The following is a 21,009-nucleotide window of genomic DNA, read 5'->3' as shown; positions in this document are numbered from 1 at the left end:
CCTATCTAAGTGTATATATAGCAGTCCTAAATGATTTGTGAAAATTATATATCTCTTTCTTCTTTCTTGCCTTTGCGCCGCAAAGCATACTTTGCGGTTCGTTTTCAAATTTTATATTTTTCACGAATCAAATAGGACTGCTATAGCTGGTAAAACTTTTTGAATATATACCAATATTGCCAAATATATCAACCAGACAGACTGCAACCTTACTTCTACCCCGAAACGGTTACTTTTTTGTTCTTTTTTCAACTCGTCTAACTCACGTTAAACCTAAATTGGCAGAGTAATAATAAACTTTGTTCCCTGACCAGAGGTTGACAAGCAGTTGATTTGTCCATTGTGTTTATCAACAACAATTTGGTGGCTAATAGCTAATCCTAGCCCAGTTCCCTTACCCACAGGCTTAGTTGTAAAAGATGGCTCAAAAATTTTAGCTTGTACCTCAGGAGACATACCAAGAGCATTATCTTCGATACAAATTGTAATATTGTTTTGCTGATGATCGACCGATGTAGTAATCGTGATAGTGTTTTGGTAAGCGGCTATCTCCTGAACTGAGCGCGTTTGATGAAGGCTATCAAATGCATCAATAGCATTGGCGATAATATTCATAAGTACCTGGTTCATTTGTCCGGGATAGCAAGTAATTGGAGGTAACTTACCGTATTGTGTCAAAACCTCGATTTTCGGGCGGTTTCCTTGGTCTTTTAGTCGATGTTTTAATAGCATTAATGTACTATTAATTCCTTCGTGAATTTGAAACTCTACCTTAGACGAAATATCGGATCGAGCAAAGGTTCTTAAAGAAAGGCTTATGTCTTTAAGACGACCAATTCCCTGGTGCATTGATAAGAAAATTTTTGATAAATCCTCAGTGATATACTCTAAGTCAATTTCTTGAATAAGTTCTTCAATTTCTGGATTTGGGTGTGCTAGCTTTTGCTGTTGCAGATTCACCAAATGAAGGAGATCCTTTACATATTCCTCAATATGAAAGCAATTTCCACTAATAAAACCAATTGGGTTATTAATCTCATGACCTATGCCTGCAACAAGTTGTCCAAGGGTGGACATTTTCTCACTTTGGATTAGTTGTAGTTGGGTTTGTTGTAACTGTTGTAGAGATTGGGATAATTCTGCGGTGCGTTCTTGCACTCTTTGTTCTAAAGTACGGGTGAGATGGGAGATTTTCAGGTGTAACTTTAATCGAGCAATGACTTCTTCATGTTGGAAGGGTTTAGTAATGTAGTCAACTGCACCAATTTCTAGCCCTTTGACTTTATCTGTAGCATCGGTCAAGGCAGTCATAAAAATGACCGGAATGTTCTGAGTGATGGCATTGGCTTTCAGTCTGCGGCAAGTTTCAAATCCATCCACACCTGGCATCATGACATCCAGGAGAATCAGATCGGGACGGGCATATTCTGTTTGTTCGATCGCTGACTCTCCATCCGTTGCCATGAGTGCTTTCCAACCACATCCCTGAATCGCTTCAGATAGAACCTTAAGATTATTTGGATTATCGTCTACCAACAGGATATGCATTGGCTTTAAAAAAGGTTCGGTCATCATGGATGTGACTCCGTTGCTACAAATGATTTTAGGAACTTACGGATTTTTGCGGTTTGGAAGTTGGCAGTGAGTATGCTCAACTCAGTTGCGAAAGCAGTTAACTGGCTGTCTTTCTTAGTTAGCTCTCCTATAATTCCCTCAATCGCTGGAATATCTCCCATCATTGCCAGATGATAAAGTTGTTGCAAAATATCCTGAGATGGTAGAATCAATTCACTATTATCTATTTGCTGATTATTGGCAGATAAATGCTCAGGTTTAGATTGGCTATAGATACAGTCAAATTTTAGTGGCGATCGCTTCGCTGCTGCGTCGAAGGCAGAATGCAGCGCATTGAATAGTTCATCAATTTGCAGGGGTTTAGGTAAGAATGCTGTAGCTCCTGCCTTTAAACTCTGTTGCCGATTTTCTTCAAATACGCTGGCAGTAGAGACAATAATCGGAATAATCCGAGTTTGGGGATTCTCTTGTAAGTGAAGCATTAGCTCAAAGCCATCCATATTGGGCATAGCTAAATCAAGCACAATCACATCTGGGTGATGTTCAGTTACCATCTGTAGCCCATGTTTGCCGTCGCTTGCTTCCAAGGTTCGACAACCCACTTCTTGTAGCAGACTAGTCAACATAGAACGGTGGTTGCGATCGTCATCGACAATTAGAATTTGAGGGGCAGTACCCTGAATACCGACGATTTTCTGGTGGGTTGAGGCGATGTTTACTGGATGCCAGTCATGGGAAACTGGGATTGGTACTATCAAATCCAACCAAAATAGACTACCTTCACCAAGGTGACTCTGCACTTGAATTTGGCTGCCCATCAATGCCGAAATTCTTTGACTGATTGCTAATCCCAAGCCAGTACCTTCAGATTTGCGTCCAGCCTCACCTACTTGTTCAAAGGCTAAAAAGATTTTCTCTAGTTGGTCTGGTGACATCCCAATACCTGTATCTTCAATTTGGAAGCGAATCTTCTGATATGTTATTTCTGTAGTGTCATTTGTATGATGCGGAAACTCTTCCTCAATGACATCTACTTTGAATGTCACGCTACCATTGTCTGTAAATTTAATCGCGTTGCCTAGTAAGTTGATCAACACTTGCCGTAGCCGCTTTTCATCTACTTGAATGACAATTGGTAAGCGATCGCTCATGAAAAGGTTAAATGTAATTCCTTTCTGATCGGCTCGAATACTGCAAATCTCGGTGACACCATGTAAGAAAGTTGGCAAATGTACATTAGTCGCAAGCAATTCTAATTTACGAGCTTCAATTTTTGAAAGGTCGAGAATGTCATTGATTAGCATTAAAAGGTGTGTGCCACACTGGTAGATAATGCTAACTCCTTCTAGGTTTTTCTCTGTCATGTTTGGTGATGCCTCAAGCACCTGAGCAAAACCAAGGATGCCATTAAGCGGTGTACGTAGCTCGTGGCTCATATTGGCCAGAAACTCGCTTTTTGCTTCGTTAGCAGCATCAGCAGCTTGCTTTGCCTCCAGCAATTGATGAGTTCGTTCTTCAACTTTGAACTCCAAGGTTTTAGAATAATCTAATAGTTGACTATTAGCAATTTCTAGTTGCCAATTCGCTTCTTCTAACTTCTGCTGTTTATAGGCATTGGTTGTGGCAACCACGCTGCTGATGAACGCAGCTAAGGCGGGTGTTACCGGAATCAAAACACCGTGCAGAAACATTCCATAGCCACCAGCCATGAATGCGCCACTGATGCCTACAGTTGCCCAAAGAATTTTGCCGCCTGGAATCTGTCGCCCGGTACGCGCACTAGCTAAATACCAACTACCACCAGAACCGATAAAAGAGCATAAAATAATCCAGAGGGATACAGCCATCCCAGAAATGCCATGCAGGTTTGCTTTCCCTGTTTTTGCTCCTTCTACTAGTTGATGGGCAATATTGGCATGGATAACAACACCAGGTGTAGGTTTTTGGGCAGAAATCAAGGAGGAACTGAATGGTGTGCTAAAGAAGTCATTGGTACTAGCAGCAGTTGACCCAATAAATACCATGCGATCGCGCATCAGGTTTGCTGGAATTTTTCCTGCCAACACATCCCGCATAGTAACTGTGCGAAACGCCGTATCCGTTCCATACCAGTTGAGCAAAATTTGATAGCCGCCGACATCGGCATTGGAATAACCTGCTTCTTGATTCTGTAGTGGCTTGTAGATTTGATTGCCCAATCGAAACTTCTGCTGCTTTTCGTCAACGGATTCTAAAGTTATCTTTTCGGCTTCAAGGTACTTGAGGGCTACAAGGGTTGCCAGTCCTGCTTTAATTTTTCCCTGTTCCTTGGCATCGGCTGCTGTAAGTAAGGCACGACGCACATGGCGATCGCCATCCAAGACCAAATCTGCTAATCCGACTTGATCGAGTTTTTTTAATTCTGGTGGCGGATTGACATGCTCCCCGGTAATTTTCTCAACGCCAATCAAATTGGGACTGTTGCGAAAGACTTTTACAAGTTGATCGTATCCAATGCCTTCTGGTAAATCCCGATAAAGATCCAAACCGATGGCGCGGGGTCGTTGCGCCTGGATTTTTTCTAGTAATTGCGCTAGTGATCGGTCTGGAATTGGCCATTTACCAACTGATTGGATATCTTGTTCATCAATTGTGACAATTACGATTTTCTCAGCTATTGTATTTTGCGATCGCTGTCGTATCCATTCATCACGAAGTTTCCACTCAGGCAAATTAAAAAGTCCCAAAGACTGCCCAACAATAAATGTTAGAGCAATACTGGGACTAATAATCAAAACACTGCCAGAGCGTTGGATGAAAGCTTGGAATTTACGCCACATAATTTCGCTAGAGGCTTACTTAAATAATATTGATTAATATTCGTCAGCTATTACTCCATTAACACTTATCTGAAATTGGGGATTGGCATTGGGGATTAGGAAGAAAATACTACCTAGTACACGGCGTAAATCAAGCTACCATTTTAAAACTTACAAAAGCCTTGATATACAAAACTTTTGACTTCCGCCTTGCAGTACTAATCCCCACTGCTCAGTTTCTAATTGGCAGATCCTACTAAAGGAACTGTTGCAATATCCTTTAAGCTAACTGAGGAAAGAAGTTCTTCCCATTGCTTGATGATAGCCGTATTTTTGGGTTGGGCGGTATGTAGCACAGCCATTGTTGCTACACAGTCATACCACACTCCGTTTTTACCAAAAGCAGCTGCTTGCTTTAAAGCATCTTCCTGCTGCATCGCTGTTGCCAGTTCAGCAGTAGGCTGGATACGCTGAATCCAACCATCAACGTAAGGCGTACTTGGGCCAAGTGTCCTGTTCAGTTTCACTGCCAAAAACCACTGGTAGTTTTTCCCAACAGTTAAAGCGGGTGCATCAGCTGGTAATTTAACTGCGATCACCCCAGCTTTAAGAGCAACAGGAATAGTCATTTTATACTGTATATTGCCAGCTTCATCCTTGAGGCTGAACACAGCTTCTTCTGCATTAGAAGCAGGGAGGTATACCAAAATTGTGGGGCGTTCAGACACCGTTGTGCCATAGAAGCTTTGAGGTAGAAGTGCGATTAGCGCAGCAGGCCCTCCTGCTGCTACAGTCGAAGGGTTCAAGTCATAAGTACCGAGGCGGGAAGCGCCTCCAGATGCTTGGCTGGGAGCGCTATTACCTTTGGTTGGGGTAAAGAGGTTGCCACGGGACGCTCCTCCCGTTGCTTGTTTAGGGGCGCTGTTACCCTTGGTTGGGGTAAAGAGGTTGCCACGGGACGCTCCTCCGGTTGCTTGGCTGGGAGCGCTGTTACCTTTGGTTGGGGTAAATAGGTTGCCACGGGATGCTCCTCCCGTTGCTTGGCTGGGAGCGCCATTTTGGACAGGTGGGGTAAAGAAGTTGCCACGGGACGCTCCTCCAGTTGCTTGGCTGGGAGCGCCATTTTGGTCAGGTGGGGTAAATGTTACAGCATAGGCACTAGCCCATGTACTGCTAGCTATCAAAGCGATGATGCTCAATGCACTAGTTAAATATCGACGTTTCATGGTGTTTGACCTCATTTGAGTAAATAGTGATATGTAATACATCAAAATCACTGGGCTAAAAAAGGATAGAATACTTCTAAACACTATCCATGATAAGGAAGCTTACTAGCATTTATATCCGAATGTCGGCTGAAATTCCATAAATTAGATGTTTTTTTTGTGTATGTCAATAGAAAATAATCTACGTAATTACAGCCAGTTTCCAACCAAAACAAAGGCAGACCAAAAGAACGGGTCATGGAAATCAGTTTGGTGAATCAGGTTAATTTGTGCTTGCCGTAGTGCTTCGGCTTTAGTAACTCTGGGTTGCCGTAGTTGTTCATAGAAGCGAGTCATGAGCATTTGGGCTGCCTTATCTTTGACTGGCCAAAGTGTGGCAATGGTGGAACGGGCACCGGATTTAACAGCCAAGCCTGCTAGTCCAAGAACGGCGCGATCGTCTCCCGTTGCGGTATCGCAGGCGCTCAGTACCAATAATTCGATCGCTTTTGATGAATTACCACTACGATTTTTAAGGAGTTCGGACAACTCCTTCACATTAATTTGTCCATCCCACGTAAGTAAAAAGGTATCTTCGAGCCGGGAGCTAAACTGTCCGTGGGTTGCTAGATGGACAATATTGGCATTACTGGATTTGACATGAGCGGCCAGGGCAAGAGTTGTAAATTTTTGGTTCAGTAACATTGAAGATGGCACAGTCCGAGAGATTTCCTTGACTTCGGATTCCACTGATGGCAAGGCACTAAAACCAGATCGAGATTGGCTGATACCGCCGATAATTGCATCAATATGGTTTGAAGAGAGCGATCGGTCTGCCATTAGTTGCAATCCTGGTGAGAGGGCCACAGCATACTTCTCAATCAGATATTGATTACCGTCATACAGGGCTGCGATTGGAATGTTACGTAATTTACCATCCAAAACAAATACCAATGTCTTAGTATCAATGAATGCTTGATCTTCTTCTGGTTTTTGAATCAGCCAGCCATAAATCTGCCGGGACAATTGATCCCGAACTTTTGAGTCTGAGACTGGGTTGAGACCAACAAGGAAATTATCTAAAGTTTGCTCAATTTCAGCAAGAGATTTTAGAGTCACATAATAACGCAGTGGTTGTCCAGCTTTGGAGAGAATTACTCCTAAGCGATCGCTTAGAATAATCGGATAAATAACCGTTGCTGTGGGGTCAACTTGGTCAATCTGCTGGGCTTTATCTAAACAAGCTTCACGGAAAAAGTTATCAAGTTCGGCGATTTGGAGTGACTCAATCAATTCCCGCGCTTGGATCAATTCAGGCTGGGTTGGTTGCTCATCCAGAAGTAAACCCACTAGTTCCCGATAGACAGGCTCCACACTTTCGCGGAAAGAAAATTGGACTTCGGGGTTAACGGCAACCATATCGCCTCGCAGTGCCTTTAATGACTTAACTGCTTCGGTATAGGCGGTAATTGCTTCTTTGCGATCGCCTTGTTGTTTATACAACTGTCCCACTTGCCAAGCTGATTGAGCAATGAGATCGTCAGCTTGGAGTTGACGGGCAATATTCAGGGATTTCTCGGCTAATTCCTTTGCCTTAGACCACTGTTTTGTGCGACGGTAGAGTTGTGCCGACTGATGCAGTGCATAGGCTTGGGCAGTTGCATCCTGAATTTTTTCGGCAGACTTAACTGTGTCTGCCATCAGTTGTGCCAAATCTTTGCTTGGTAAAACTCGATCGGGGTTTTCTAAGCGATTTAAGGTTGCGACAAAATTAATTGCTGCATTAAGGGAACTATGACTGGGTGGTAGTTCTGACAACTGTTGTCGTAATTGAGGTGCGAGGGGAATTGCATTTTCCAGTTTGTTGTAATCCACCAATAATTTGAAATGAGCTAAACGCGCTTGTAAAGCTTCATTCGGGTTCGTAGCTGCTGTTTGGGCATCTTCAAAGTAATTTAATGCTGCTTCTGGGTCTTGGGAGTCAGAGGCAATTTTCCCTAGACTCGAAAGAATAGAACTTAACTGGGTTTTAGCGGCAATTTTATTCGCTGTGGCTAAACTTTGTTCTAAAACTTGCTGACTTTTATTATCACCGATCGCGTGCAAAGCTAAACCGAGCGATCGCAACCCACTAACTTTGATTTCTGAATCTGGCATTGTTGCTAGCTTTTGGGTTAGCGTCTCCAACTGTTGTTTCGATCTGCGGTAAAATCCCAAACTTTGTAAGGCTTGTGCCTGGTTGATTTGACTGCCTATGCTGCCCATTTTGTCGCCTGCCTGCTCATAATATTTTTGAGCTTGTTGCCAAATTTCTAGGGCGGTTTCAGTTTTGCCTGTATGCAGTTGTAAATTTGCTTGAGTATTCAGTATTTGCGCCCAGATAATCGCATCGGCAGAGGGTTTAACCGATTGCAAAATTTTTACACTTTGTTCGATAGATTCTTTAGCTACTTCCCACTGATTGAGTTCCTGTTGTGCCAATGACAGGTAACTCAAACTTAGGGCTTCATTGCTGCGATCGCCTTGGTTATGGTACTGTTGTGCTGCCGTTTGCCAAACCGTCACTGCTTCAGAAAAACGCCCCGATTGATAGAGGTTTCGTCCAAGTTCTAGCCAATTGGTGGGTTGGGAAAAAGATAAAAATGGGGTTGTTACTGGTGGAGATGCTTTTACAGGTGTAATTGTAAATGCTAAACACAAACTTAAAATACTGAGGCTGATATATAGCCAACGAGTTTGTTTAATTCCGAAAGCCATAAAAAATACTTAATTATTAAGCCATTTTGTTCACAATTAGTCACAACACAGGTTTTTAGGAAATGACTACATGTATAATTCCCAACTTATAAGGCGAACTATCAGCTGATGAGCGATCGCATTGGGGAATTAGATAGTTAGTGTCCATTTGAGATTAACTTCTGGGAACAGCAGCACAAGTTAATGGTTGTTGTACATTCGCAGTAGCTTTATCTGCAATTAATTCAATTTTGCCGTCAGGATTACGATGCCAGGAAGTAGCTTGGATAAGAACCTCTGGAGATGGTGATATTTGGGCAGTTACTTTACCAATTTTGCGGTATGCAGAGATGTCGCGGATATCAGACCAAGTGCGATCGCTCCTCACCTCCTCTGTGGGATTTTGCGGTATTCCACCTCTTCCCGTTGCCACAAAACTACTACCAGTATTATTAGAACAGCCTGTAGCAATAAGCTTAGATGGATCAGTAACATTTGCTGGTAATTCTACTAAGCCCGAATTTGGATCGACACCAAAATTCTTGATATCTACCGTACCGTTAACGCCAAATTGGGAACTAGCTGTAATATCGTTTTCTGAGGTAAGTTGAGGACGATATTCTAGACCGAAAATACCCTGAGTTGTAATGTTAATGTTGCCCCCATTACCTTGGAATGCGTTGGCGATGATATCGCTATTTTCCCAGCCGACGATGATGGGAGAGTTAATGGTGATGTTGCCACCATTGCCAATACCACCTGCATTAGTAACTATTGAACTACCACGACGCATAACCAAGTCATTTGCCTGGACAGAAATGTTACCGCCTTCACCCTGAACAGTAGCGGCAGTAATTTTACCACCATTGTCGAGCCGGATTGAAACCGCATTAATTTCCAGTTTTCCAGCATCGCCAATACCCTGATGGTCAACGCCAACAATTGCCCCATCTGTAATCTGCAAGCGCGAGGTGTTAACAACGAGTTTACCTGTGTTACCTGTGATCACATCTGGTAATCCAAGTAGTTGCCGAATCGGTGGTGCAAGTAATTCGGCCCTAGCACCAATTCGACTTGGGAGACGAGAAATACTACTCACTCCACTGACTTCAACGCTATCTGAAGCATTGATTAGCAAATCCCCTCCATTGCCGCTATTTACGGTAGAGGCAACGATACCTCCTCCATCTCGCACCCTCAGTTTGGCAGTATTAATAGTTAATTGGCCTGCATTTGCTTGGCTGAATGCACTAACCGCTATGAGGCTATCATTCAAATTTTGCCCCATCACTTCGATGAAATCAGCAGCATTAATTGTGGTATTACCTCCCATACCATTAGACACGCTAACATTGTCGATCTCAGCACCATCTAAAATCTGCAATTTTTTGGTAACTACTCGAATATCACCACTTTTCCCCGAATTGGTGGTGCTAGTAATCAGTGAACTGCTCAATCCACTAATAGGCGATAATCCCACAACTTGAAGCAAATCTCCAATTTCCACAGAAATATTACTTCCTGAACCTTTACCAAAATTGAATCCATCAACAGTACCACCATCATAGAGGAATACTTGGGAGGCAGAAACCAAAATATTACCCCCAGCACCATCGCCAAAATTATCAGCACGCAATCGACTTTGTGGAAATCCATCAGTGCCAACTCCCCCCAGTTGCAATGACTCACTAGCATTAACGCTAATATCGCCTGAATTATTGCTTCCTTGATTAACTAATAGGGCAGCAGACGCATCTTGCAAGCTAATATTTCGACCTTGGAAATGAATAGAACCCGCAGGGGTGCCACTGGCATCGGCAAGGGATTGATGGGACAGATGAATATTACCAAATTGCTTTATATTGCCATAATCAAAATTCCAATGAGGAGAAGAAGTGTTGAGATTAACTGTGCCATTACTGGCGCTACCGAGTTCAATATGTCCAGAAGGTGCATTTAACACTCCACCATCTAAGCCTACTTCTCCCCCTATCAATGCCAAGTTATTACCAGAGGTAATGCTTAATCCTACAGGATTGTTACTTCGATCCAGAGGAGAAACTATAGTATTACCAATACTAATTAAACGGTGTCCAGTGTTTTGGACGGTAATATCTCCCGGATTTTGCCCCATTTGCAACCCAATTGGCACACTCATCGTCAACAATGGCGTAGCACCGGGATTAGTCGCACTAAACTCTATTCCATCAGCAAACTTAATGCTATTCGCCGTTGTCCCCACAAACGAGCCGCCAATATTCAATGAGGCATTTTTTCCAAACACAATCCCCGCCGGATTCATTAAAAACAAACTTACCGGATTATTACCGTTGAGAGTTTGAATTAACCCATCAATATGGGAAACATTTCCACCCGTAACCCGACTAAATATAGTTGTAATATTTGGCGTGTTGATTAAATCAAAATTTGCTGAAGTACCTGTAGGCAAAGAAAAATTACTAAAACTATGAAATAAATTATTACCTTTTTTTATACCATTAAGAATATTAAAATTATTCCCATTTGGGTTGACAATAGTGTTAGTTGTACCATCAGATGTCACCTGAGCATAAGCCCTTAGCATCATCCCTGGAGTTAATAACCCACTTGTTAATATAAATAGAAAAGGTACGGCTCTCATCACAAAAAACTTCCTTAACCTGATTCAAGTTATAGTTCCCTAAATGCTATTGTTGATAACATGATTAACTTTTGGGAATAGCAGCACAGGTTAACGCTTGTTGCAGCTGAGTTGCAGATAAATCTCCAACTAACTCAATTTTGCCTTGTGCGTTACGATGCCAGGAAGTAGCTTGGATAAGAACCTCTGGAGATGGTGATATTTGGGCAGTTACTTCGCCAGTTTTGCGATATGCAGAGATGTCGCGGATATCAGACCAAGTGCGATCGCTTGTCATTTCCTGCGTTGGATTTTGCGGTACACCACCCCTTCCGGTTGCCACAAAACTGCTGCCTTGGTTTTCAGAACAGCCACTGGCTATTTGCTGAGATTGGTCTGTAACATTCTGTGGTAGTTCGACTAATCCAGAGTTGGGGTCAACACCGATATTATTGATTTCTACGTTGCCGTTGACATTGAATTGGGAACTGGCGGTGATGTCATTCGTGGGGTCGGTTCTGGGAGTGAGCGTACTGCGGAATTTTAGACCGATGATGCCTTGGGTGGTGATGTTAATATTGCCGCCACGACCTTTTACTGCATTAGCGATGATATCACTGTTTTCTAAACCCAGAATAATGGGTGAATTGATCAGAATGTTGCCACCATTGCCATTGCCGCCTGCTGTGGCAGTAATGTTGCTGCCATGACGTAGAATCAAGCTCTCTTGCAGTTGCAGATTGATATTGCCCCCGTTGCCCGATCGCGTCGATGCCGCAATGCTACCCCCGGTTTCAAGTTGCAGCCGTTTAGCATTCACGGTTAAACTGCCAGCATTGCCCAATCCTTGATTATCAATCCAGACTATTCCGGCGTTACGAACGTTTAGCAGGGGCGTATTCAGGGTGATTTTTCCTGCATTGGCAAGGGAATTTGAACCGAAGAAAGCAAGAACGGAAGCCCCGATCAACGTCCGCCTCGTCCCGTTGACCTCGATGGACTCCGAGGCATTCACCGTGAGCGCCCCAGAATTTCCCGAACGGACGCTAGAAACCGACACAACCCCACCCGATTGAACTGATAGCGTCCGAGTGTTCAACGTTAGATCGCCTGCATTCGCTGTGCCAGAGGCTGTTGTTGATAGGGAAGTGTTAGCCGAGCTTCGCGTACCACCGTCTATCTGAATAGAATCGGCAGTCACTGTCACATTCCCGCCAACACCCGAACTGGTGGGGCTGGCTGACACCCTACTCCCGGAAAAGATCGACAGGTTCTGAGTGGTGATGTCAACGTTACCGCCCTTACCGCTGCTATTAGAGGCTGCCAGCAGCAAACTGCCCGATCTAAATTGATTAGAGTCACCGGCGGCAAAGCCGTTGACCACCATCTGACCGGCGTTCACTATAATGTTGCCGCCGGGAGCCGAGCTATAGGTACGACTCAGCACAAAGCCGCCCTGATCGATCAGAAATTGCGGCGTCTTAATCGCAATATTCCCGGCAGCACCATCGGCAACGGTTTCATTCACCAAAGCGCTGGATGCCGTGAAATTTGGCGACTTGCCGAGAATTTGCAGCGACTCTGTGGCATTGACGGTAATATCTCCCGTCGGCTGATTGCTGCGATTTTGAATTAGCACCACAGACCCGTCGCGCAGGCTGACTTGTTTTCCTTGCAATTGGATCGAGCCGCCACTACTGTTGTTCAAGTTCTGGGTCGAAGCTAACGCCCGTTGCGTCATCTGAAGATTGCCAAAACCAGAAGCATTGTCATAGCTGAGGGCAAATCCCTGCGGGTGGGAATTGAGGGCGACGCTGCCACTGGTGACGCTGCCTAAGTCGATCCGTCCTCCTGGGGCCTTGAGTAAGCCGCCATCCAGAGCAATGTTTCCAGCCACTAATGCCAAGGTATTTCCGGGTTGCACTTGTAGACCTGTAGTGCCACTCAGCCCAGACACCTGGAGCGAGTCACTAAATTGCCCGGTGTGTCCGTCACCTTGCACTTGAATTGCTCCGGGATTTCTGCCCATTTGCAGTCCAATAGGCACACTCATGGTCAATAAAGGTGTTGCAGTTGGATTGACGGCACTAAATACCCCATCACCAAACTTTATACTATTCGCCGTCGTCCCCACAAACGACCCACCAATATTCAACGCGGCATTTTTACCAAACACAATTCCCGCAGGATCCATCAAAAACAAACTTACCGCGTTTTTACTATTAAGCGTGCTAATTAACCCATCAATATTAGAAACATTTCCACCTGTAACCCGACTAAATATAGTTGTAATATTTGGCGTGTTAATTAAATCAAACGTTGCTGAACCAGCAGTAGGCACAGAAAAATTACTAAAACTGTGAAATAAATTATTACCTTTATCAATTCCGTTAATAATAGTAAAATTATTACCACTTTGCTTGACAATAGTGTTGGTAGTGCCATCAGATGTCACCTGAGCGATCGCCGATCGCATCATCCCTGGAGATAAGAACCCAATTGTTAAAAAAAATACAAAGGGTACGAATTTCATCACCAAAAAATTCCTTGAACTGATGTCAAGTTAGAGTTCCCTAAATGGCATGATTAATAACATGATTAACTTTTTGTAATGGCAGCACAGGTTAAATCAATTCGCACTCTTGCAGCAGGCACGCTTTGTGCGATCGCAATATAGCAAGTCCGTTAAAATGGCGAATAGGTAAGTGAGAAGTATAGCCCATTTTCTTGGAGCGATCGCTTTTCACCGTCTACCGATATCAGGGGAATGCCCCAATCTAGCCTAGCTGAAAATTTATCGCTTTGTTGCCACAGCAGTCCTAACCCAGTACCCACCAACGTACTAGATGATGGATTATCGCCCTTGTTATTCCAGCCTTTGCCCACGTCAATGAATGGTGTCAGTTGTAGCACTCCTCCAAGATTGGAAGCCCGCACAATAGGCAACCGGAATTCAGCCGAAAACAACATACCATTGTCTGTGAGTAATGCATCCTGGCGATAACCCCGCACACTTAGCTGTCCCCCAAGACCAAATTGCTCTAAAGGTACGAGGGAATCTGCTGCTAGTTGTAAATCACCTCTAACTAACAATAGAGTGTTTGGTGCGAATTGCCGCACCCACTGCCCCTGTCCCCGCCAAGCAAAAAAGCGGCTATCTGGGGCATCTTTATTGACATTGGCATCAAACCAATCTACCCCGACGCTAAATTGCGATCGCGCTGCAAAAACTTGTTTATTGCTGCGTTGGGTATACTCTTGGATAAAACGCAGAGCGGAAATCTTGGTTTTTCCGTTCGCATCTGCACCAGGCGATAAAGCAAACCCGCCAATATTATCAAGACCTAACTCTGTTTGGCTTTCTTGCCGTGAGAATGATAGCCCCACCGCTAATTCCTGAGTTGGCTTTTGTACTAACGGTTGCCGATAGCCCAATTCGTAAGACCGGCTGTTTGACTGAATATCAAGGACGCTGAATGGTTTTTCAATTACGTGATTCCACCCTTGATTAAAACCAAAAAATACAGTGCCATTGTGAGCATTAATTGGCAGTGTGTAATTCGCATTGATTGTATTACTGCCATCGGTATTGGCGTATCCGACACTGAGAGTATCACCAAAGCCCAATAGATTGGCTTCTTGTAGATTCACTCCCCGGCGAAAACTGCCAACACTGGGCGATCGCCCATTATCTAAAATTGTTGTAAGCGAAAAAGTATCGGCTTCTTTAACCTCGACTTGCAATATATTGGTTCCGGGACGTACACCCATCTGCAACTCAGCTGATAGGTTTTGAATGCGCGGATCAAGGCGAAGCAGTTGCAGTTTTTCTATTAGGCGTGGTATATTGAGAGGTTTGCCAGCACCAAGTTGGATGCGATCGCGAATGTATTGACTACGCAATCGGCGATTGCCAACGATTTTAATTTCTTGCAAACTGCCTTCGACTATCTGAATTTTAATGACTCCAGCTTCTAGTGTCTGCGGTGTGATTAAAGCTCCGGTAGTTACATAGCCCTTATCAGTGTAGAGCTTGCTAATGGCATCTTTGACTTGCAACAACTCTGCAAACGATACTTCTCGTCCCACAAAGGGAGCCGTAATAGCAGCAAAATCTTTTGGTTTGAAAACTGTACTGCCAACAACTTCAATGCGATCGACCCGGAATTTAGCATTAGGATCATCCTCTTTTAGAGTTGGCTGATCCGGTATTTGTGGCGAAGGAAGTAATTGATTCTGGTCTGATGGCTGCGGTAGCGCATCCGAAGGTAAGGGAATGACCGGGGTATCTTTTGGCCAGTGAGGCGGTAACGTTTGAGGATTAGAAGTTTGGGCAATTGCCCAATCATAGTTGCACGATACTGCTGCTAAAACAAAGCCGAATGTTAAAAGTTTTAGTCTGGCTATGCAAGGTTTACGAATCAGTTGCTGTTTTTGCGTATAGTTAATTATCAATTCTTTCTTCACATTTAAATACCTACGCATAAATATTTAGCCATTTTTTAATCCGATTAAATCGCTGTATTCCTTTACTGTTAATAGTTCCCTTGCCTAACTAGATAATTTATTTTGCATGACTAGTTATCTAATTAAGCCCCGATACTTTAATGTAAAGAGTGTTATATCATCTCATATAAATATTCGCTGTATTTTTTACAACTGCCGTCAGGGTAAATACTGCTTTTTCTGAAGGAGTAACCCCAATAACGTTCGGTTAAGGAATTTCTTGGTTAAGGCAGGCTGTTATTGAGCACGGGAAGACAAAAAACGTAGCTTGGGTGATGGTATATGTATCACATTTGATTCATCACTTATATGAACATTTTAATGCTCTCTTCCACCTTTCCTTACCCAGCAACGCGCGGGGGAACCCAAGTCAGGACATTTAATTTACTTAAATATCTCAGTCAACGCCATAGTATTACCCTGGTGACTCAACGCGAGGGCGATGTTACAGACGCAGAAGTAGCAGAATTACGCGATTGTGTGGATTATCTAGCCATTTTTGAACGCCCGCCACATTCTGCAACCACCGGAATATTGAAGAAAATACAGCGATTTAGTAAATTTTTGCAACAGGGAACACCACCAAGTGTACTCAACCGCTACTCAGTTGAGATGCAAACATGGATTGATAACTGGGTGGAAGCAGGGAAATGTGATGTAATTACCTGCGAACATAGCGTCAATGAAGTTTATGTACGATGTCTACGACGGGCTACGCCTACGGATTTTCCCAAACAACTAAAAACTATAGTTAATATTCATAGTTCAGTTTACGCTACTTGTCGAAACCAACTATCAACGGGCATTTCCGAAAATTCCCTCAGAGACAAAATTAATCTGCCACTGTTACGTCGTTATGAGCAAAACTACTGTGCTAAGTTTTCGGCAATTGTTGCGACAACAGAAGAAGATAAAATTCAACTACAAGAGTTTAACCCCAATAGTGAAATTACAGTTATTCCCAATGGTGTAGATTTAGTTTCTTTCCCCAACCGTACCACCGATCCAGGAGGACACCGTTTAATTTTCATCGGGGCGATGGATAATTTGGCAAATATTGATGCTGTCTGCTTTTTCAGCAACGAAGTTTTGCCAGAAATCCAAAAATTGTATCCTGATACAACTTTCGATATTGTCGGTTCTCATCCGGTGTCAGAAGTTTTAGCACTTGCTCAAAAACCAGGAATTAATGTGATTGGGCGTGTGCCTTCGATGGTAAAATATTTACATCAAGCTACCATTTGCGTTGTACCAATGCGGACTGGGTTTGGGATTAAAAATAAAACTTTAGAGGCAATGGCAGCTGGTGTACCGATAGTAGCTAGCGATCGCGGTTTAGAAGGACTAGCCGTAGATGTTGCTAATCATCCATTCCGGGCATTACGAGCAAATAAATTGCCAGAGTACGTCACCGCTATTAGTCAACTATTTGAGCATCCACATCTGCGTTCACAATTGTCTGACAACGGCAGACAACTAGTAGAAACAGAATTCACTTGGGATATTGCTGGTAAAAGTTATGAACAAGTGTGTCTTAAAAAAGATTAATACTAATTAGTAATTAGCACACACATAAAAATGCTTGATTTAATAGAGAACCCACCACTAGCTTCTAGATAAATTCTAATTGTTCTTTGTTGTCGGTGTGGGACAGATGTGTGTAGAGACGTTGTAATGCAATGTCTCTACATCGGCTGTACAAATTATCTTGTCTAAATCGGATTGGTTCAGGGTTAGGTTGTAAACAAACACATCAATTATTGTCAAATTTAGTTGAAGCACCTAACAGAAGTAATTTCTTATGCTTACGTTTATTTTTATTTTTGAGAGTTGTCAAATAATTATCAACGTAGCGAAAAGCAGCTGCACCATCGTAATCAGCAATGGCTATAGCTTGTAAGAAAACCTTTGAAGGAATTTCAAATCCTAAAAATTTTTCTGTTAAAATTAACAAATCTTGATCTGTGGCAGGAAAAGTAGTTTCTTCTGCCTCTTCTGGATCAGAAAATATATCTTCAATTAATGCTTTGTACATTTTGTACCTCCCCAAAAGCATAAGACGCAAAGCCTGTGATAAAGTTTAGCTGCTGATCGCGAGTTTGTAAGTTCACGGGGAGTTCAGTACCAGCACATCCTATCTCCCGCAAAATCTCTAAGCAATAAGTACCGAGTTGAGTGTATGGAGCTTGCTCCAATTCTTGAGCTACTTCTAGAGCCATCTCTAAATTGACTTCGATAACCGTCTTTACAGGGTTGGTCATAAACACGCCCTAATAAACTGGATGCTCTAAGTTTTGATCACAAGTTCAAATAGCGTAACGGTGTTTTTGCGGATTTTATAAAGAGGCGAAAATAAAATATCAGCGCATTTGCGGTAATATATCCAAAATTATCTAAACAAATCTGAGATGCGATCGCTGTTTGTGTAGAATAAGTTGACCTATCCTTTTAAGTGTTTTCCTGCCGCACTATGTCGTAAATAAGATAAGTAACATATAGATTTCCTATCTTGTCCCCTCACAGGTTGCTTATTTCTGTTAGGTGTAATATCAAGTCTGTTTAGTAGATTTACTACCATATTTTTTATTAATAGTACTGTAATGTGCCTAATCCACCCTACAGTACCTAATTTTGTTCAAAATCAAATAGCAATCCTATAGCAAAAGGCTGAAACGACCTATTGACTATGATTCACAAGATAAATAGTTTGTAAAGTACATCATTCCTAATGCTATTACTTCTGAATATTTCCGACAGAATAACGCATTTTTGGGAAAACTGAATCCTTATGCATGTTTAGTTGATTAGATATATAAAACAACATTAATTATGTCTCAGGTGATTTCATCATAAATTTATAATTCAAGACCTTGGTTTATGTAAGCATTACAACGATCAAGCACATTTGATCTGTAAAACGACAAAGGTATATATCATGACCATTGAGGTTCTAAATGTTTTTGGTGTAACCAATTCCAATATTCTCAGTAAGCAGCAAATAGCTACTATCAATACTAAAGATGTTAGTAACACCACAAGTGTACCTCAATCTTCGTCTGGGATATCTTTGATCAACAATTCCGTAATCGATACTAAAGATGTTAATAACAGCACATCATCTGTATCTCAATCTTCGTCTGGGATATCTTTGATCAACAATTCCGTAATCAATACTAAAGATGTTAGTAACACCATAAGTGTACCTCAATCTTCGTCTGGGATATCTTTCATCGGCAATCCCATAATCAATAGTAAAGATGTTAGTAACACCACAAATGTACCTCAATCTTCGTCTGGGATATCTTTCATCGGCAATTCCATAATCGATACTAAAGATGTTAATAACACCACATCATTTGTGTCTCAATCTTTGTCTGGGGCATCTATTGCCATAATCAATGGCAAAGATGGCAATAAAACCATAGATGCGTCTCAATCTTTGTCTGGGGTATCTATCACTACTGACCTAGAAGCCCAAACTATCTCTGCCAATAACATTCCTAGTTTGGGAACACTAACATTCAAAATAGCCAACATTGCCAATGTCATTGGCACAAATGGCCCTGACATCATTAAGGGCGATAGTCAAAATAATCAATTAACTGGTTTGGCTGGTGATGACCTAATTGATGGTAGAGGTGGCAATGACGTGATTGACGGTGGACTAGGAAATGACACGTTGATAGGTGGTGCAGGCGATGACACCTTCACCGGCAGTCGCGGTAACGACAGCATCAATGGCGGAGATGGCTTGGATACAGCAGACTACAGCAAACTAGGTCAAGCGATCGCCTTCTCAGGTGTAGGGGCAATTATCAAAGCTGGTGGATTTGGAACAGATCAAGTCTTTCAAGTAGAAACAGTTATTGCTGATGCTAGTGTTGCTAATAACACTATAGATGTGTCTCAATCTTTGCCTGGGGTATCTGCCACCGTTAACCTAGAAGCCAAAACTATCTCTGCCAATAACGTTCCTAGTTTGGGAACATTAACATTCAATGTAGTCAACTTTGACGATTTCTTCGGTACAAATGAGGCTGACAGCATTACTGGCGATAGCCAAGATAACCGATTAGTCGGTGGCTTAGGCAATGACAGCATCATCGGTGGCTTAGGTAATGACACCATTATCGGTGGCTTAGGTAATGACACTATCTTCGGTGGAGAAGGTAATGACACCATCATCGGTGGAGAAGGTAACGATGTTCTTACAGGTGGCATTGGTGCAGATAGCTTTACTTTCAACAGTGCTAAGGAGGGTGTTGACATCATCAAAGATTACAACTTTGCTCAGGGCGACGTAATCCAAGTTTCTAAATTAGGGTTTGGTAGTACTAATAATAGCGACTTTTCCTACAACACCTCTACCGGGAACTTATCTTTCTTAGGAAATCAACTTGCCTTAGTTGAAAATCTCTCATCCAATGTGAGTATTCAGTTCGTGTAAAATTCCTAAAAGTCACAACTCCATCACAAGTTAAAACTTTTTGTAATTTGTTCCCAGAGTAAAAGTTATGTTGCAAAAAAAGAGGCTGGGCTGATACAAGTATAAATCGGATCAGTTCTCGCCTGCTAACTCTCAAAAAATTTTTGCAACATAACCATTGACTAGTTGCTTTAGCTCTCTCGACCAGAGCAACGCACTGCCTGATCCTGAGTGTTGAATTATTCCATTTTGATGATATTATTTTACAAAATTAAGGAGTAAAGCTTGTGGCATTTACTATCAATCAATTATTCAAGTTATCGGTTAAATATTTCCCAGCAATTACAGCAATAATAACGGTTCTCGCATTACCAGTTCAAGCAGCTACATTTTTAGTAAATGAACGCGCCCTTTTAGGAAGTAATGATGAAGTTGATTGGGGAAGTTTAGGTAAAGTATTCAATCCCTCTGCGCCTGACTTTTCTGTTTTTTTACCTAACTCATTTTCAACAACATCCCAAGCTGGTTTAGGCTTAGATGTAAATATAACTCCAGCTAAAAATCCTCAGATTACTCCACCGTTTATCTTTCAAACGTTACCTCCACCTGGCATTCGGACTAACTTCGCCCAAGGAGATTTTATTCTCTTTGGAGGTATAGACCCAACAGGTTTTCAACCTCGTCTTCCTGGCGCTCCCGATCCTCGGACTCAGGGGAACGGAGAACCTTTGAGCATTAGTTTTGCCCAGCCTGTTTATGGCGCTGGTACTCAGATAGCTGTAGATATTGGTAATTTAGAAGTTGAAACTTTTATCAACGCTTTTGATAGCAGCAATAATTTGTTGGGTAGTTTCTCAGTTCTTAGTACTTCGTCGCTAGCATTAGATAACTCGGCAGTGTTTTTGGGGGTTCGTAGTGACACTGCAAACATCTCACGACTCGTTTTTAGCAGTTCTGCTCCACAATACGCCTTGGCTATTAATCAGGTAAGTATTGTTGTAGCTCCTGAACCAAATTTCACCTTAGCGATATTAGCTTTTGGTATTTCAGGTGTTGTTTTAAAATTACGCCAACGCCCTTGGCCAAATAATTGCTAATTAGTAATACTCGTCTCCAGCGATAAGCAAGCTACGCAATTTGTAA

General features: G+C 42.5%; 12 protein-coding genes. 3 read left to right on the top strand and 9 right to left on the bottom strand.

Annotated elements, in window-relative coordinates; translation table 11 throughout:
• Nucleotides 1-273 precede the first annotated feature (273 nt).
• The 7 genes from V7K73_RS20315 to V7K73_RS20285 form a co-directional block, all read right to left on the bottom strand.
• A complete protein-coding gene (locus V7K73_RS20315; protein WP_334882449.1) occupies nt 274-1,575 on the bottom strand; it encodes a hybrid sensor histidine kinase/response regulator in 1,302 nt (433 codons plus the stop codon).
• On the bottom strand, nt 1,572-4,394 hold the full coding sequence (locus V7K73_RS20310; RefSeq protein ID WP_334882447.1) for a CHASE2 domain-containing protein: 2,823 nt from the start codon (nt 4,392-4,394) through the stop codon (nt 1,572-1,574). The genes V7K73_RS20315 and V7K73_RS20310 overlap by 4 nt, the downstream gene beginning before the upstream one ends.
• A gap of 218 nt (nt 4,395-4,612) precedes the next feature.
• Nucleotides 4,613-5,599 (bottom strand): DUF928 domain-containing protein, encoded by a 987-nt coding sequence (locus V7K73_RS20305; RefSeq protein WP_334882445.1) that lies wholly within the window; start codon nt 5,597-5,599, stop codon nt 4,613-4,615.
• 189 nt (nt 5,600-5,788) lie between these two features.
• Nucleotides 5,789-8,335 carry a CHAT domain-containing protein gene (locus V7K73_RS20300; protein WP_334882443.1) on the bottom strand — a complete coding sequence of 849 codons (2,547 nt, stop codon included), beginning with the start codon at nt 8,333-8,335 and terminating at the stop codon, nt 5,789-5,791.
• Nucleotides 8,336-8,489: 154 nt separating this feature from the next.
• The gene (locus V7K73_RS20295; RefSeq protein ID WP_334882441.1) at nt 8,490-10,955 is read right to left on the bottom strand and encodes an S-layer family protein; all 2,466 of its coding nucleotides are present in this window, start codon (nt 10,953-10,955) and stop codon (nt 8,490-8,492) included.
• A 64-nt stretch (nt 10,956-11,019) separates the two neighbouring features.
• The gene (locus V7K73_RS20290) at nt 11,020-13,467 is read right to left on the bottom strand and encodes an S-layer family protein (RefSeq protein WP_334882439.1); all 2,448 of its coding nucleotides are present in this window, start codon (nt 13,465-13,467) and stop codon (nt 11,020-11,022) included.
• A gap of 152 nt (nt 13,468-13,619) precedes the next feature.
• Entirely contained in the window at nt 13,620-15,419 is a 1,800-nt protein-coding gene (locus V7K73_RS20285) for a ShlB/FhaC/HecB family hemolysin secretion/activation protein (protein ID WP_334882437.1), read from the bottom strand.
• A 330-nt stretch (nt 15,420-15,749) separates the two neighbouring features.
• Here V7K73_RS20285 and V7K73_RS20280 point away from each other — a divergent pair, with 330 nt between their 5' ends.
• Entirely contained in the window at nt 15,750-16,988 is a 1,239-nt protein-coding gene (locus tag V7K73_RS20280) for a glycosyltransferase family 4 protein (protein ID WP_334882435.1), read from the top strand.
• A gap of 205 nt (nt 16,989-17,193) precedes the next feature.
• On the opposite strand, the gene V7K73_RS20275 is transcribed toward V7K73_RS20280, so the two are convergent.
• On the bottom strand, nt 17,194-17,475 hold the full coding sequence (locus tag V7K73_RS20275; protein ID WP_334882433.1) for a hypothetical protein: 282 nt from the start codon (nt 17,473-17,475) through the stop codon (nt 17,194-17,196).
• Nucleotides 17,456-17,701 (bottom strand): hypothetical protein, encoded by a 246-nt coding sequence (locus V7K73_RS20270; protein ID WP_334882432.1) that lies wholly within the window; start codon nt 17,699-17,701, stop codon nt 17,456-17,458. Before V7K73_RS20270 ends, V7K73_RS20275 begins: the two co-directional genes overlap by 20 nt.
• Before the next feature lie 674 nt (nt 17,702-18,375).
• Between V7K73_RS20270 and V7K73_RS20265 the strand changes: the two genes are divergently transcribed.
• Nucleotides 18,376-19,887, top strand: coding sequence for a calcium-binding protein (locus tag V7K73_RS20265; protein ID WP_334882430.1), 1,512 nt, complete (start codon nt 18,376-18,378; stop codon nt 19,885-19,887).
• Between the two features lie 266 nt (nt 19,888-20,153).
• Nucleotides 20,154-20,963 (top strand): hypothetical protein, encoded by an 810-nt coding sequence (locus V7K73_RS20260; RefSeq protein WP_334882428.1) that lies wholly within the window; start codon nt 20,154-20,156, stop codon nt 20,961-20,963.
• The last annotated feature ends 46 nt before the right edge of the window (nt 20,964-21,009 follow it).

The sequence above is a fragment of the Nostoc sp. genome, from assembly GCF_036916975.1.
In the GTDB taxonomy this organism is placed as follows: Bacteria; Cyanobacteriota; Cyanobacteriia; order Cyanobacteriales; family Nostocaceae; genus Nostoc.
Note: the sequence above shows the minus strand (reverse complement) of the source record. Positions and strands in the feature narration are given on the sequence as shown.

Bases quoted from the DNA above. Each gene is read 5' to 3' on its own strand.
- V7K73_RS20315 (WP_334882449.1), bottom strand. From the start codon at position 1,575: ATGATGACCGAACCTTTTTTAAAGCCAATGCATATCCTGTTGGTAGAC.
- V7K73_RS20275 (WP_334882433.1), bottom strand. From the start codon at position 17,475: ATGTACAAAGCATTAATTGAAGATATATTTTCTGATCCAGAAGAGGCA.
- V7K73_RS20280 (WP_334882435.1), top strand. From the start codon at position 15,750: ATGAACATTTTAATGCTCTCTTCCACCTTTCCTTACCCAGCAACGCGC.
- V7K73_RS20265 (WP_334882430.1), top strand. From the start codon at position 18,376: ATGACCATTGAGGTTCTAAATGTTTTTGGTGTAACCAATTCCAATATT.
- V7K73_RS20305 (WP_334882445.1), bottom strand. From the start codon at position 5,599: ATGAAACGTCGATATTTAACTAGTGCATTGAGCATCATCGCTTTGATA.
- V7K73_RS20300 (WP_334882443.1), bottom strand. From the start codon at position 8,335: ATGGCTTTCGGAATTAAACAAACTCGTTGGCTATATATCAGCCTCAGT.
- V7K73_RS20295 (WP_334882441.1), bottom strand. From the start codon at position 10,955: ATGAGAGCCGTACCTTTTCTATTTATATTAACAAGTGGGTTATTAACT.
- V7K73_RS20285 (WP_334882437.1), bottom strand. From the start codon at position 15,419: ATGCGTAGGTATTTAAATGTGAAGAAAGAATTGATAATTAACTATACG.
- V7K73_RS20270 (WP_334882432.1), bottom strand. From the start codon at position 17,701: ATGACCAACCCTGTAAAGACGGTTATCGAAGTCAATTTAGAGATGGCT.
- V7K73_RS20310 (WP_334882447.1), bottom strand. From the start codon at position 4,394: ATGTGGCGTAAATTCCAAGCTTTCATCCAACGCTCTGGCAGTGTTTTG.
- V7K73_RS20290 (WP_334882439.1), bottom strand. From the start codon at position 13,467: ATGAAATTCGTACCCTTTGTATTTTTTTTAACAATTGGGTTCTTATCT.